This window comes from Mesorhizobium sp. M8A.F.Ca.ET.207.01.1.1 (assembly GCF_004794715.1).
Lineage (GTDB): Bacteria > Pseudomonadota > Alphaproteobacteria > Rhizobiales > Rhizobiaceae > Mesorhizobium.
Genome location: NZ_SRUS01000003.1, coordinates 716,866 through 730,342, shown reverse-complemented (window position 1 = coordinate 730,342; position 13,477 = coordinate 716,866). Strand labels below are relative to the sequence as shown.

Genomic DNA, 13,477 nt, shown 5'->3' with positions numbered 1-13,477 from the left:
CGTCAGTCCCGTGATGTCAACGTGGCGCTTATCAGCGCCGCCGCATCGGCCGGGCGCGCGCCTACTTCCAGCGTGAAGGTCGGCACCGACGAGACCAGTCTGCCGATCGTCGCCAGCCGGCGCTTCTGCAGCGGCAGCAGGCCGGTCGCGCCGGTTCGGACGTTGTCCATCGCCAGCGCCACCATGGCGTCGGTCCTGGCCATCGGCACGAGCCGGGTCTCTTCGTCGGCGGATCGCGCGAGGTGCAGGAGCGCGGCCACCGGACGGGCGGTCGGGGTTTCGATTTTCACGATCCCGCCCAGCTTTTCCAGCGAAACAGCCTGTTCGCCATTGCGGTCCCAGGATGGCCCGAGGCATGGCGCCACCTGCGGGATCATTCGCGCGGTCTTCTCATGGATCTTGACGTGGCGTGGCAAACCCCAGGCAACCGGCGTGGCGCCAGCGACATTCAGGATCATGGCGTCGTCGGAGCACAGGCCGAAACCATGCGTTGCCAGGGCCAGCGAGGTCGTGGTCTTGCCGGTACCGCTCGGGGCATGGATCAGCACGACGGCATCCCGGCCCGGCAGCGTCAGGCCCGCGGTATGCAGCATATGCTGGCCGCCGGCATCGAGCGCGGCGTCCAGCATCAGCATCGACGGCGTCCAGGCGGCCTTGCTGTCGGGCACGATGCAAAGCCGAGCCCAGCCCTTCTCGCTGATCTCGACGGTCTGGCGTCCTGGCAAGACCAGATGGACGCTGGCGCCGTGGGTGATCATCCGGCAGTAGCCGTCGTCCGGTATCTCGCCCTCGAAAACCAGGGATCCGGCGGGTGTCTCGTCCAATGCTTCCGCGTCGGCGATGTCGAAACGAAAATCCGCTTCGGTCGAACCTTCGACGCGCAGGCCGGCGAGCATCCTGTCGAAGTCTAGCCATAGTTCGGCCCGTTCGGCTGAAATGCCGAGCACCTGGCCGTTGAGATCATAGTAGACGCAAGGTCTGGTCAAGCGGGGCGCACCTTCGTGGCGCGGTCATGGTGGCGATAGATTTCGACCATGCCGGGAAGGCTGTGGCTGACCACCGGCCTGCCGTCGAGGCAGACCCAGCAATGCGCCGACAGCCGGGACGCTTGCAGCGACTTCGGATCGACGCCGAAACGCAACTCCGGATCGAAGCCGGCGAGGCGCAGGAAACGGTGGCCGAGCAGCCCTTCCCGCAGGCATCTGCGGTCACGCATCAGCCAGGGATGGCGGACAATGCGGTTGACGCGAGCGACAATGTAGGCGGCTGGCAAGCCACGATAGGGCGTCGGCGAGGCAAGCGGCGCCCATTTCAGCACCTCCTCGAAGCTGCGGTTGGCAATGAGGACCGGCATCAGCCGCGCGCTTGCCCAGAGATGGCAGCGGAACAAGGCGCGCAGGAGAGGACTGTCCGCCATCAAGCAATACTTTCAGCTATCAAGTCCCGGAGCGGCCAGAATGCCTTCCGAGACCAGATCGGCGGCCAGTGCCGCCATGTCCTCGTCAAGCGTGCCCTTGTCGACTTCGAACTCCTCGCAAAGCAGGCCGACGATCTGGCCGAGGCTGCGCGCGCCATCCACCTTGTCGAGAAAGGCTTCGGTCGTGCCGTTGCAGGTATAGAGCTGGCCGCTCCGGGCCAAAAGCACGACCGCGCCGTCGCCGACATGCTGGACCGAGGCATCTTCCGCCAATCTCAGAACCGTTCCAGAGGCAATTTCCATCACGAACCCCAAAAGCCATGCGAAACCCCGGAATGAGATAGCGCGGTGGTGGGGCTCTGTCTATCGACCGGCTGGGGGATGGCCCGCGCAGCTCTGTGTGAGCGACAGATCCTTGTCAGTCGCAACATCCATCCACAGCTGAAATCCTCCCAGAAATAGCCGCCGGAATGACACGCGAGGCAAGCGCGTGGACCGGCAGGACCGTTGCTTTTCTTCCCTTAGGTAAGGTAAGAACTCCCCGTATCTTGGGGAGATAGGGTATGCGTTACAATTGGGAGCGGGCTCCGACGACTTTCGAACGTCATCGAAAAGCGCTTGCGACAGCCATTTTGATCTTCGGCGGCGTCGGCCTCATGCTGGTGGCCTTGCCGATCTAGCGTGATCGACTTTTGTCCAGCAAATCCGGTTCTTTAGACGGCTATCGACGGGTTGCTCAGCGGGGTTGTCCGGTCACCGCGATGAAGCGGCGATCGCGCCCCTCAAAGCCCTGGCTGAAGCGCTGCACCAGCACAACGATCACCGCCGACTTGCCGGCCGGTTTTTTTTCATAGGATTCCGACAGGCTGTAGCCCGGCACGGCCTTGTCCTCATGCAGGGTCTTGAACCAGCACAATCGCGGGCCCTGGCGCGATACGCCACCGATGGTGCATTCGTTCACCCCTCGATGGCGCGCTTCACGACACCGCGCCTATCAGGTCAAGACGCGGCCAACTGAGACGAAAATGCAGGGAGACAACGCCCGAAGAAACAACATAGGCTACTGGCGAGGACGGCAGATGGTTCCTGGGGAGGATATGGATGGCTTCACGCTATCACGAGGTCTATGACGGCTGGAAACGCGACCCGGAAAAATTCTGGGCCGACGCGGCCGAGGCCATCGACTGGTATTCGCCCTGGGACAAGGTGTTCGATGCAGCAGCCGGCGTCTATGGCCGCTGGTTCACCGGCGCGACCTGCAACACCTGCTACAACGCCCTAGACAGGCATGTCGCCGGCGGGCGGGCCGACCAGATCGCACTGATCCATGACAGCGCCATCACCGGAACGGTGAAGAAGTTCACCTATGCCGAACTCAAACGCGAAGTGGTGGCGCTGACCTCGGTGCTGAAGAACCGCGGTATCGGCAAGGGCGACCGCGTCATCATCTACATGCCGATGGTGGCGGAAGCGGCCATCGCCATGCTCGCCTGCGCCCGCATCGGCGCCGTGCATTCCGTCGTGTTCGGTGGCTTTGCCTCGCATGAGCTTGCCACCCGCATCGACGACGCGAAGCCGAAACTGATAATCTCGGCCTCCTGCGGCCTGGAGCCGGGCCGGGTCGTCGCCTACAAGCCGCTGCTCGACAAGGCGATCGAGATATCTCGCCATAAGCCGGACGCCTGCCTGATCCTGCAGCGCGACCAGTTGCGCTGCGATTTGAAGGACCATTTCGACATCGACTATGCCGACGCGGTCGCCCGCGAACGGGCGGCCGGCGCCAATGTCGACTGCGTGCCGGTGCTGGCCACCGACCCGCTCTACATTATCTACACCTCGGGCACGACCGGCCAGCCCAAGGGCATCGTGCGCGACAATGGCGGCCACATGGTCGCGCTGAAATGGACGATGGACAACGAGTTCGGCGTCAAGCCGGGAGAAGTATTCTGGGCAGCGTCCGATGTCGGCTGGGTGGTCGGGCATTCCTACATCGTCTACGGACCGCTGCTGCATGGCTGCACCAGCGTGCTCTTCGAAGGCAAGCCGATCGGCACGCCAGATGCCGGCACCTACTGGCGGGTGATCTCGGAGCACGGCGTGGTCGCGCTGTTCACCGCGCCGACCGCCTTCCGCGCCATCAAGGGACAGGACCCCAAGGGCGAGTTCGTGCCGAAATACGATCTGTCGAAATTCCGCACGCTGTTCCTCGCCGGCGAACGCGCCGACCCCGAAACCATCAAATGGGCGGAGCAAAAGCTCAACGTGCCGGTGGTCGACCATTGGTGGCAGACCGAGACCGGCTCGCCGATGACGATCAACCCCGCCGGGCTCGGCCTCTTGCCGGTAAAATACGGCTCGCCCGGGGTGCCGATGCCGGGCTACGACATCCGCGTGCTCGACGATGCCGGCCATGAAGTGCCCCGCGGGACTCTGGGCAATGTCGTGGTCAAGCTGCCGCTGCCGGCCGGCTGCCTGCCAACGCTGTGGAATGCCGGCGACCGCTTCCGCCAAGCCTATCTCGATGAGTTCCCCGGCTTCTACAAGACGGCCGATGCCGGCATGGTCGACGAGGACGGCTATCTCTACGTGATGGCCCGTACCGACGACATCATCAACGTCGCCGGCCACCGGCTGTCGACCGGCGCGATGGAAGAGGTGCTGGCCGCCCATCCCGATGTCGCCGAATGCGCCGTCGTCGGCATCGCCGATGCGATGAAGGGGCAAATTCCGCTCGGTTTCGTGGTGCTGAACGCCGGTGTCGCGCGCGACGGCGGCGCCATCGAAAAGGAGGTCGTCGCGCTGGTGCGCGAGCGCATCGGCCCGGTCGCTGCCTTCAAGACGGTGATAACGATCAAGCGGCTGCCCAAGACACGGTCGGGCAAGATCCTGCGCGGCACCATGCAGAAGATCGCCGACAAGGAAGCGTGGACGATGCCGGCGACCATCGACGACCCCGCCATCCTCGAGGAAATCACGGCGGCTCTGAAGGCGCGCGGTATCGGCGTCTGAGGAGCACTGCCGGCAGATGAGTGGAGCTTCAGTTCCGCGATGTTGCGGCGCGGCGAACTTTGTGATGGACGCATCGCACAATCGTTGATTGTGCAATGCAACATTCCGCCTTACAGTTCGCGTGGGGGGCCATTCGATGGGATCGCATGGCTCAGCAAAAAACAACGTTCGGCGGCATCGACATCCTGCGGTTTCTCGCCGCCGTGCTGGTCATGGTCTACCACTACGGCTTCTGGGTGTGGGCCTATCCCGACGGCATCTCGGCGCAAGCGACCGGCGGCGTTCCCGCACAGCCCGGTATCGGCGCCTGGGTCGAATCCGGCTGGGTCGGCGTCGAGATCTTCTTCGTCATCAGCGGTTTCGTCATTGCCTTCAGCGCCGAGAATTCGACGCCGCTGCGGTTCTTCGAGGCAAGGGTCAAAAGGCTGGCGCCGGCGGTGTGGATCTGTGCGCCGATCACCGCGGCGCTGTTGCTGCTGATTGGCTCGAGCTGGCCGACCGATGCGGTGGTAAGGCTCGCCCGGACGGCCCTGTTCGCGCCCTATGGTCCGTGGGTTGACAGCGTCTACTGGACGCTCGGCATCGAGATCGCCTTCTATGCCATCGTCTGGGTGCTGCTGCGGCTCGGCCGCTTCCATCTGATGGAAGTGGTTGCCATCGTCATCGGCCTGGTCAGCACGCTGTTCTGGTGCCTCTATTATCCGCTCGGCTGGTCGGACTTCGCCGAGACGCGCTGGCTGCAGCTCATCCTGGTGCATCATGGCTGCTTCTTCGCGGTCGGCGTGCTCATCTGGCTGATGCGGTTCAAGGCGGTGACGCCTTCCCGCCTTGGCTTCTGCCTGCTGTTCCTCGGCGGCGGCGTGCTGCAGATCGCGAGTTCCGTCGACGTCCACAGCATCAAGGTCGGAGCCGTGATGCTCTACGCACCGCCAATCCTGATCTTCCTCGTGGCCATCGCACTGATGGCGTGGTCGCTCAGGCTCAACCTCAGCTGGAGCGGCTGGCGCCGGATCGGCCTGATGACCTATCCGCTTTATTTGATCCACGACGTCATCGGCGCGGCGATGCTCGGCGCCATGGTCCGCGCCGGGCTGCCATATCTCTTCTCGATGGCGATGGTCGCCGCGACCATGATCGCGGCAAGCTGGCTGGTGGCAACCGAAGCCGAGCCGCGCATCCGGCTACTGCTCGACCACACGGTTTTCCGCTACCGGCTTAAGGCAGCGTAGCCGTCCAGCTTCGCCGCCGCGCTTCTTGTCCAGCCGCATAAAGGCGGCGGCAGACGGAACTTTGCGTAGTCTCGAAACAAGAAGCGCAGCGCGCTCTCAGGAGATGGTAGGCAACGGCCTATCTCAGACCGCTGTCTTCGACCGCACTTCCGACTTGTCGAGATAGTAGCTCGAGTACTTGTCGAAGAATTTCTCCGATGCGCCGAACGATCCGTATTTGGCCAGCTTCTTCAGGTCGACCTTGTTCAGCACCGCGCCGACGATCTTGTTGGCGACATAGGGTTCGGATTCCAGCATCGAGCGCACCATGGCGCGCGGCGTGCGGCCCCATTCGGTGACCAGCACGAAGCCGTCGACGAGCGGCGCGAAGGCCTTCGCGTCGACCACCGGCCCGAGCGGCGGCAGATCGACGACGATGTATTCGAACGTCTCCTTGGCGTTCTCGATGAAGCGCCGCATGCCGGCCGAGGAGAGAAGCTCGCTGGTGTGCGAGAAATGCCCACGCGACACGGCCGGGATGATGGCCAGCTTGGTCTGCCTGTCGATCTTGCCAACGGACTGCCATGTCTGGCCGCTCACCACCGCTTCCATCAACCCTTGCTCGGCTTCCATGCCGAGGCTGCGGCTGAGGCCCGGATTGCGCAGGTCGCCGTCGATGAGCAGCGTCCTGGCGCCATTGGCGGCGAGCAACCCGGCGAGATTGGCCGCGACCGTCGACTTGCCTTCGCCGGGCAGGACCGAGATCACGCCGATGACGCGGCTGCCTTGCCCTTCCATGACGACATCGAAGGCGATCTTGGCACTGCGCAGCGTTTCGGAGAACATCGATGCCGGAGCGTCGATACTCACCCGCATTCGCGCCCGCCTTTCGATGGCGGCCGGCGATCTGGCGACCTTGAGATCGGGCTCGGCCGGCTTGTCTTCCTTCGTCGGTTTGCTACCGATGGTGGGCAGGTAACCGAGGAATTTGAGGCCGACGCGGTCGCGCACCTCCTCGCCGGTCCTGAAGAACCGTTCGTTGAACTCGTTGAGGCCGCCGAAGCCCGCGCCCATCAGAACGCCGAGCACCAGCGAAAGACCGAGCACGATGATGGTGCGCGGGCTCGAGGCGGCAAGCGGGGTCGACGCATCCGAGATGATGCGGATCTTGCCGACCGGGAAGGACTGCTGCTGGGCGGCTTCCTCGTAGCGGCCGAGGAACGTCTGGTAGAGCGTGGTCAGCGCCGTCGCCTTCTGGTCGAGATCACGCAACTGGACCTGCGACTGGTTGTCGATGGAGCTCTTGCCCTGCGCGGCGGCGACATTGGCCCTGAGCGCGGTTTCGCGCGCCAGCGCCACCTCATACTCGTTGCGGTAGCTTTCGGTCAGCTGCTTCAGTTCGCCGAAGATCTGCGCCGATATGTCGGCCTTCTCCTTGGCGAGCGCCACCGCTTGCGGATGCTGCGGGCCGAAATTCGCCTCGACATCCTGCTGCCGTTTGGCGACGGTGAGGTAGCGTGTCTTCAGCGCCGCGATGACGGAGCTGCTTGGCTGGTCGCTGGATATTGCGGCGTCCTTGAAAGCGTTCTCCGAACCGCTGTCGACGATCGACTTGTATTGCTGGTAACGGGCGCTGGCACGCGCGGTGTCGGCCTGCGCCACGATGAGCTGGGCATTCAGGTCGGCGAGTTGCTTGGCGCTCATCAGCTGGCCGTCGCTGCTGGCGGACAGGCCATGTTCGGCCCTGAATTTCTCGACCGCCAGCGATGCCTGCTGCGAGCTTTCGCGCAGTTCGGTCAGCCGGCCCTGCAGCCAGACCGCCGCGCGCTCGGTGGCGTCGAAGCTGGCATCGAGCTGGTCGGCGAGATAGGCGTCGGCATAGGCCTTCGTGATGGCCTTCGCCAGCGCCGGATCCGTCGCCTGGTAGCCAAGCGCGATGACGTAGCTTCGTCCGACGCGATCCGCCTGGATCTCGTTCTGCAGCTTGAGGATGGCGTAGTCACGGCCGGATGCGGCAATCAACGCGTCGCGCGCGGCGGGGTCGAGCTTGCTGATATCGCCGACGCCCGGCATGACCGGGCTTGGCCGGACATATTGGATCAGTCCGCGGATCAAGCCGATGCCCTGGGCAAGCGCCGATTGCGGCGGGTTCATGAACGCTTCGTTCTGATCGAGCTTGAGCTTGTCGACGACCACGGCGGCGAGCCGCGTCGAGGTCAGGATCTCGATCTGGCTGAGAATGGCCGAATCGGTCTGCATGGTCGTCGACGCCGCCGAAATGTCGTCGACGATCTTGTTCAGCCCCTCATCGATCAGCACGCTGGAGACCGACACGAATTTTGGCGGCGTGGTCTGCAGATAGAGCATGCCCAGGAAAAGGCCGATGACGGCGCACACGCCAACCACCTTGGCCTGCCGTGCGGCCATGCCAAGCAGCCGCTCGATATCGATGAAGTCGTCGCCGTCTCCTGCGTCCGAATTCGGCAATGGCATCCTCTTGTCGAGAGGAAAGTTGGCATAATTCATCTTCGGTCCAATTCTGGCTTGTCTCGCTCGCAGGCCCCAGAAAGATCGGGAGCATCGGCGGACGCGACACACGCTTGGTGCCGGACAGCGCGGAGCCGGCCGGCCCTTCCGCCGTCAGCCACCCGACAATACTCCCGAAAGATGGGCATTATGCGGCTTCTTCCTGGCGTTCATGCGTCCGGACGAACTCCCGGAGCATCTCGAAAACCGGGCCCTTCATGTCGTCGCGCGCCAGCGCGAAGGCGATATTGGCCTGGATGAACCCTTCCTTGGAACCGCAGTCGAACATGCGGCCCTTGAAAGGCTGGGCAAAGAATGGCTGCTCCTGCGACAGGCGGACCATGGCGTCGGTCAGCTGGATCTCATTGCCGGCGCCGCGTTGCTGGTTGCCCAGAAGCTGGAAAATCTCGGGCTGCAGGATGTAGCGGCCGTTGATGTAGAAGTTCGACGGCGCGTTGGCCGGCGCGGGCTTTTCGACCATGGCCGTCACCTCGAAGCCGCCGCCAATGTCGGCGCCACGGCCGACGATGCCATATTTGTTGGTCTCGGTGGGATCGCAGCGCTCGACGGCGATGACGTTGCCGCCGGTCTCGGCATAGAGGTCGGTGATCTCGGCCAGGCATCCGCGACCGCCGAAGGAGACCATGTCAGGCAAAAGCAAGGCGAAGGGCTCGTTGCCGATGACCTCGCGCGCGCACCAGACGGCATGGCCGAGGCCTTGCGGCGATTGCTGCCGGATGAAAGAGGTGGCGCCGGCCACCGGCAGCATGCTTTCGAGCGCTTCCAGCTGTGTCTTCTTGCCGGTCTGCTCCAGGGTTCCGATCAGTTCCGGATGAAGGTCGAAATAATCCTCGATGACCGCCTTGTTGCGGCCGGTGACGAAGACGATGTGCTCGATCCCGGCCTCGAAGGCCTCGTCCACCGCATATTGCACGACGGGCCTGTCGACCACCGGAAGCATTTCCTTCGGCATCGACTTGGTCGCCGGCAGAAACCTTGTTCCAAGCCCCGCCACCGGTATCACGGCCTTCCTGATTTTCTTCATCGCAAATTCCTTCTGAGGAGATCGACTACAGTCCATTCACAGGCCACGAAAAATCCCTCCATGTGCCTGCATCTTCACCTCCCCACCCCCACGGCAAACTGTGCCGCTACTCGTCGCAACCGCACGGCGATCGGCATGCCCATGTGCCTGACCGCCGCCGGGTCGCTGAGCGCCGTCCGGATCGCCTTGAGCGGGGACCGCGCCTTGATGTGCTGGACCATCGCCAGGAACGAGGCCGCCTTGCGCAAGCTGCGGCCGCGCCGGGCGAAGGCTGCCTGGGCCTCCTCGTCCATCCGATGGGTTTGCGCGAATTCGGCATCCGCCTTGCGCATCGCCTCGACATGATGAGGCTCGAGCACGCGCGAGATCGAACCGCTGCGGATATGATAGGCATAGCCGATATCAGGCTCGACCACGCATCTGCCGCCCATGGCCAGGGCTTCGGCAAAAAGGATGTAGTCTTCGCCGATCCTCAGTTCCTCGTCATAACGCAGCCGGTTTTCGTCGAGGAAACTGCGCAGGAAGATCGGCTTGAGGTAGCCGAGATTGAATTTCGATTCGAAGACGACATTGCCGGCGATGTAGGTGGCCAACGAAATCTCGCCCAGGCCTTCCAGATACTGGCGCGGGAACATCGCGTCCTCGACCACGCCGTCCTCACGGACGACCTGGAGATTGTCGACGGCGATCTCGGCGTTCGCCCTTTCGGCGCGGCCGATCATGGCGGCGATGCGGCCGGGAAAGACGGCGTCGTCGGAATCGAGAACCGCGATCCACCTGCCCCGGGCGGCGGCGAGCCCGGCATTCCTGGCCCCGCCGGGGCCCCTGTTCTTGTCCAGCGCCAGGACGCGCACGATGTGCTCCGGATAGGCCCGCGCCACATCGAGGGTGCCGTCACGGGACTTGTCGTCGACGACGATGATCTCGAAGCTGACACCCTTCTGGGCGATGGCGCTGGCGATCGCCCGATCGAGGGTTGCCTCGGCGTTGTAGGCAGCAATCACAAAAGAAACATCGGGAACGGAGGAAATGTCAGGCCGCACGCTTGCCTCCTTCCCCTGGTGAAGGCTGGCCGTAGAGGCGCAGTTCGCGAACGCCGACAAGGCCGCTGACGACGCCGACATGCATGATGCCGCGCAGCACGCTGCGGTTCCTGCGTATCGGGCTGGCGACAACCGGAAGGGCGGCGGCAAAGCAATAAGCGGCCTTTGCCGCGGCAAGGGCGGCCTGCTTCACCCGTGCAATGCCGCCGGCGTCGCGGCCCAGGAGATGGCCGTGCGTCTGGCCGACCCGGAAACGGCGGCGGCTGAGCCAGTCGAATGCCGCCCTGGCCTGTGGCACGGCCTCATCCACCCATGCCTCCGGCGCAAACGCGATCCGGCCGCCTGCCTTGTGCATCTGGTCGAAGAATTCGGTGTCCTCGCCGCCGGTCTGACCGCGCGCCAGGCTGAAGCGGCGGCCGCGCAGGCTGTCCGACCCCATGCGCAGCAGGACGTTGCAGGTGTAGCCGGTGCGGATTTCGCCGCGCACTCGTACCGGCAAGGTGGAATGGAAATCGCCGCGGCGCATCCAGTCCGGCGCATCCGGACGGTAAAGCGCGCGCACCGGGCCGAGCACGGCTGTTGCACCGCTTTCCTCAGCTGTCGCGACCAGCTCGGCCAGCCAGCGGGCGGTGGCGGTTTCGTCGTCGTCGATGAAGGCCAGGAAATCCGCTTCGCTGGCATCGAGGCAAGCGTTGCGGGCAATCGAGATGTTGCGCGCCGGGCAATGCCGGTAGCGGACCGTCAGCTTCAAGTCCCGTGACAGCGTCGCCACCAACTCCCTGGCGCTTGGCGTGTCGTCATTGTCGGCGACGATGACGCCGACCTCGAAGCCGTCAGGCATGGCAAGCGCGGCAAGCGAGCGCAGCGTCTCGGCCAGTTCCGGCCGCCGGAACGTGCACACGCCGATGTCGATGCGGCGGTTCCTGGTCTCAACCGCCATCACACCGCCCTCCGCCGTGCGCCGAGGCCGAGAAGCTGCAGCCAGAAGCCGACGGACCAGCCGAAATGCATGACCATCGCCGAGACGCCGGCAAGCGCGATATCGGCATTGCGCTGGCCGATGGCCGTCACCAGGCCGTAGCCCAGGCACACCGCCACCCACAGCAGCAGCGGCAGCGCCGCAATCCAGTGCACGAACGAGAAGGCCGCGAGAAGGACCACCGGGAAGACCGCCAGCGGCACCATCTGCCTGACCTTCGGGATCACCCGATGTTTCAGCACGTTCTTGGCCCGACCGCGGCCATAGCCGAGATACTGGAAATAGAGGCCGCGCAGCGAGGTGCGCGGATAATAGACCATCTGCGTCCTGCCGCTCATCCAGATCCTGTAGCCGGCCTGCCTCAGCCGATAGTCGAGTTCCGCATCCTCGTTGTGGCTGAACGTCTCGTCATAGCCGCCGACGGCCTGGAAGGCCGATATCCGCATCAGCGCGTGATGGCCGTGGTCGACCCATTCTCCGGCGGAGAGGTGGCGGTGCTTCGAGCCACCGGTGCCGAGCTTGGAATTCTGCGCCGCCGCCGCCGCTTTCTGCACGGTGCCGCTGCCGCTGGTCAGCATCGAAACCACGACCGAATCGGCACCGGTGGCCTGCGCCTCCTCGACCAGCCGGTCGCAATAGTCTTCCGGATAGCCGCCATGGGCATCGATGCGGATCAGATAGTGCGCGCCCTCGCCAAATCTGGCCACCGCCAGGTTGATCGCCGCGCTCTGGATGCGCTTTTCATTGTGAAGCAGCACGATGCGCGGATCGTTCTTCTGGCGCTCGCCGACAATGGCGAGCGTGCCGTCGGTGCTGCCGCCATCGGCAACGACGATCCGCGCGCCAAGCCGTTCCGCCGCCGGGCAGAGCTGGTCGAGCAGCGCACCGATATGGGTTGCCTCGTTGAGACATGGGATCACGATCAGGCTGGGGGCAAGCGCTTGCGTCATCGGGCGATGTCCATCCTATGCCAAGGCTTCGGCTGCGAGGGGCTCGCGCATGGTGGTCAGGCGGCGCAGTTTTTCGACCAGGGCGCTGCAGTCGCCGCGATCGTAGCTCCACATCCTCGGATTGTGGGCCAGCACGCGCGTCTTCAGCCTGCCGAAACGGTGCTGCTCCATCCCGCCAAGCGCGGTTTCCAACGCCTCGGGCGTGGCCTGCGGCAACAAAACGCCGATATCGCGCTGCCGCAGGAACCGTCCGGTCTCGGTGTTGTCCATCGAGATCGGCACCGCGCCGAAGCGGCAGCCTTCATAAAGGCGGTTGGGCAGCAGCCATTCGGAGTTCTGTCCCTCCTCGAAGAAATCGATCGCCCAGGAGAAATGGACGTCCTGATAGATCGCCGCCATGTCCTCCGGATTGCGATACGGCCCGCCAAACGACAGGTAAGGTTCGGCCTCAACGAAGGCATGGAAATCCGGGAATTCGGAAAGTGCCGGACGGCCGCGCAGCACGATCTCGAACCGGCCCTCCATGCGGCGCGTGAACCCGGCAAGCAGTTCGAGCGAGCGGCGGCAGCGCAGCGCCCCGAACCAGCCGATCCGCCATGGCGGGGCTACGGGTCCTTCGACCGCCTCAGGCTCGCCAGGCAGAACAGCCGCTGCCTCGAAATATTTGTTCTCGACCAGTTCCACCGGTGCCGCGACCTGGCGGAAGGGCCTGAAATAATTGGCGATGAAGGCGGGCGAACTGGTCACCAGCAGCTTCACGTCGCGCGCCAGATGGCGCTCGGTGGCGCGCAGCGCCTTGCCCAGAGCATCATCGCGGAGCACCAGGCGGTGAATGTCGAGGCATTCATAGACGATCGGGACCGCGGCGCCGAAAGCCGACCTTGCCCGGCGCGCCAGCGCCAGCATTTCCAGATTGCGCGCGATGATGAGATCCGGCTTCGGCATGCGCTTGAGCTTCGAACCTATCGATACCGCTGCTTTCGCCACCGCCGTCAGGCGCTGCGCGAATCGGCCATCACGCGTCGCGCCAAGGTCGATGGGCCGCAATCCTTCGATATCGGCGACAGGGGCGGCGGTACGGCGGAAGCCCGCCAGGGTGACCCGGGCGCCACCTGTCCGGAGCATCGTGATCCGTCGGCGAACCGCCGGGTCGGAAATATCGTGCACCAGGTACAAGACATGCAGCATGAAAACTCGACCGCTGTTTGACCCACCCAGGGAAAGCCTAGTACAGCTCTTGCTGCATCGCAACATTTTTGGCACGGCGATCCACGTTTTCTGTTGCACTGCAAAATTATTG

12 protein-coding genes are annotated in these 13,477 nt (G+C 64.2%); 2 read left to right on the top strand and 10 right to left on the bottom strand.

The window, feature by feature from the left end; all coding sequences use genetic code 11:
- Window positions 1-2: 2 nt before the first annotated feature.
- The 4 genes from EN850_RS12230 to EN850_RS12215 all read right to left on the bottom strand — a co-directional run bounded on the left by EN850_RS12230 (window position 3) and on the right by EN850_RS12215 (window position 2,378).
- Window positions 3-986 (bottom strand): serine kinase, encoded by a 984-nt coding sequence (locus tag EN850_RS12230; protein ID WP_136091325.1) that lies wholly within the window; start codon window positions 984-986, stop codon window positions 3-5.
- The gene (locus EN850_RS12225; protein WP_135883682.1) at window positions 983-1,417 is read right to left on the bottom strand and encodes a lasso peptide biosynthesis B2 protein; all 435 of its coding nucleotides are present in this window, start codon (window positions 1,415-1,417) and stop codon (window positions 983-985) included. The genes EN850_RS12230 and EN850_RS12225 overlap by 4 nt, the downstream gene beginning before the upstream one ends.
- Window positions 1,418-1,429: 12 nt before the next feature.
- Window positions 1,430-1,720 (bottom strand): PqqD family protein, encoded by a 291-nt coding sequence (locus EN850_RS12220; protein WP_127280436.1) that lies wholly within the window; start codon window positions 1,718-1,720, stop codon window positions 1,430-1,432.
- Window positions 1,721-2,153: 433 nt separating this feature from the next.
- Entirely contained in the window at window positions 2,154-2,378 is a 225-nt protein-coding gene (locus EN850_RS12215) for a hypothetical protein (protein ID WP_136091324.1), read from the bottom strand.
- Window positions 2,379-2,518: 140 nt separating this feature from the next.
- Between EN850_RS12215 and EN850_RS12210 the strand changes: the two genes are divergently transcribed.
- Both EN850_RS12210 and EN850_RS12205 read left to right on the top strand, forming a co-directional pair.
- Window positions 2,519-4,426, top strand: coding sequence for a propionyl-CoA synthetase (locus EN850_RS12210; protein WP_136091323.1), 1,908 nt, complete (start codon window positions 2,519-2,521; stop codon window positions 4,424-4,426).
- Window positions 4,427-4,572: 146 nt separating this feature from the next.
- On the top strand, window positions 4,573-5,655 hold the full coding sequence (locus tag EN850_RS12205) for an acyltransferase (protein ID WP_136091322.1): 1,083 nt from the start codon (window positions 4,573-4,575) through the stop codon (window positions 5,653-5,655).
- Window positions 5,656-5,778: 123 nt separating this feature from the next.
- On the opposite strand, the gene EN850_RS12200 is transcribed toward EN850_RS12205, so the two are convergent.
- The 6 genes from EN850_RS12200 to EN850_RS12175 all read right to left on the bottom strand — a co-directional run bounded on the left by EN850_RS12200 (window position 5,779) and on the right by EN850_RS12175 (window position 13,365).
- A complete protein-coding gene (locus tag EN850_RS12200) occupies window positions 5,779-8,160 on the bottom strand; it encodes a polysaccharide biosynthesis tyrosine autokinase (RefSeq protein WP_127279769.1) in 2,382 nt (793 codons plus the stop codon).
- Window positions 8,161-8,308: 148 nt separating this feature from the next.
- On the bottom strand, window positions 8,309-9,205 hold the full coding sequence (locus tag EN850_RS12195; RefSeq protein ID WP_127279770.1) for a UTP--glucose-1-phosphate uridylyltransferase: 897 nt from the start codon (window positions 9,203-9,205) through the stop codon (window positions 8,309-8,311).
- A gap of 74 nt (window positions 9,206-9,279) precedes the next feature.
- Entirely contained in the window at window positions 9,280-10,248 is a 969-nt protein-coding gene (locus EN850_RS12190; protein ID WP_136091321.1) for a glycosyltransferase family 2 protein, read from the bottom strand.
- Complete coding sequence (locus tag EN850_RS12185; protein WP_136091320.1) at window positions 10,238-11,188, bottom strand: glycosyltransferase family 2 protein; 951 nt, start codon at window positions 11,186-11,188, stop codon at window positions 10,238-10,240. The genes EN850_RS12190 and EN850_RS12185 overlap by 11 nt, the downstream gene beginning before the upstream one ends.
- The gene (locus tag EN850_RS12180; protein WP_127872992.1) at window positions 11,188-12,177 is read right to left on the bottom strand and encodes a glycosyltransferase family 2 protein; all 990 of its coding nucleotides are present in this window, start codon (window positions 12,175-12,177) and stop codon (window positions 11,188-11,190) included. Before EN850_RS12180 ends, EN850_RS12185 begins: the two co-directional genes overlap by 1 nt.
- A 15-nt stretch (window positions 12,178-12,192) precedes the next feature.
- A complete protein-coding gene (locus EN850_RS12175; protein WP_127872991.1) occupies window positions 12,193-13,365 on the bottom strand; it encodes a glycosyl transferase family 1 in 1,173 nt (390 codons plus the stop codon).
- Window positions 13,366-13,477 lie beyond the last annotated feature (112 nt).

Coding starts and splice junctions, on each gene's coding strand:
- EN850_RS12220 (WP_127280436.1), bottom strand. CDS start 1,720: ATGGAAATTGCCTCTGGAACGGTTCTGAGATTGGCGGAAGATGCCTCG.
- EN850_RS12175 (WP_127872991.1), bottom strand. CDS start 13,365: ATGCTGCATGTCTTGTACCTGGTGCACGATATTTCCGACCCGGCGGTT.
- EN850_RS12205 (WP_136091322.1), top strand. CDS start 4,573: ATGGCTCAGCAAAAAACAACGTTCGGCGGCATCGACATCCTGCGGTTT.
- EN850_RS12180 (WP_127872992.1), bottom strand. CDS start 12,177: ATGACGCAAGCGCTTGCCCCCAGCCTGATCGTGATCCCATGTCTCAAC.
- EN850_RS12210 (WP_136091323.1), top strand. CDS start 2,519: ATGGCTTCACGCTATCACGAGGTCTATGACGGCTGGAAACGCGACCCG.
- EN850_RS12185 (WP_136091320.1), bottom strand. CDS start 11,188: ATGGCGGTTGAGACCAGGAACCGCCGCATCGACATCGGCGTGTGCACG.
- EN850_RS12195 (WP_127279770.1), bottom strand. CDS start 9,205: ATGAAGAAAATCAGGAAGGCCGTGATACCGGTGGCGGGGCTTGGAACA.
- EN850_RS12200 (WP_127279769.1), bottom strand. CDS start 8,160: ATGAATTATGCCAACTTTCCTCTCGACAAGAGGATGCCATTGCCGAAT.
- EN850_RS12225 (WP_135883682.1), bottom strand. CDS start 1,417: ATGGCGGACAGTCCTCTCCTGCGCGCCTTGTTCCGCTGCCATCTCTGG.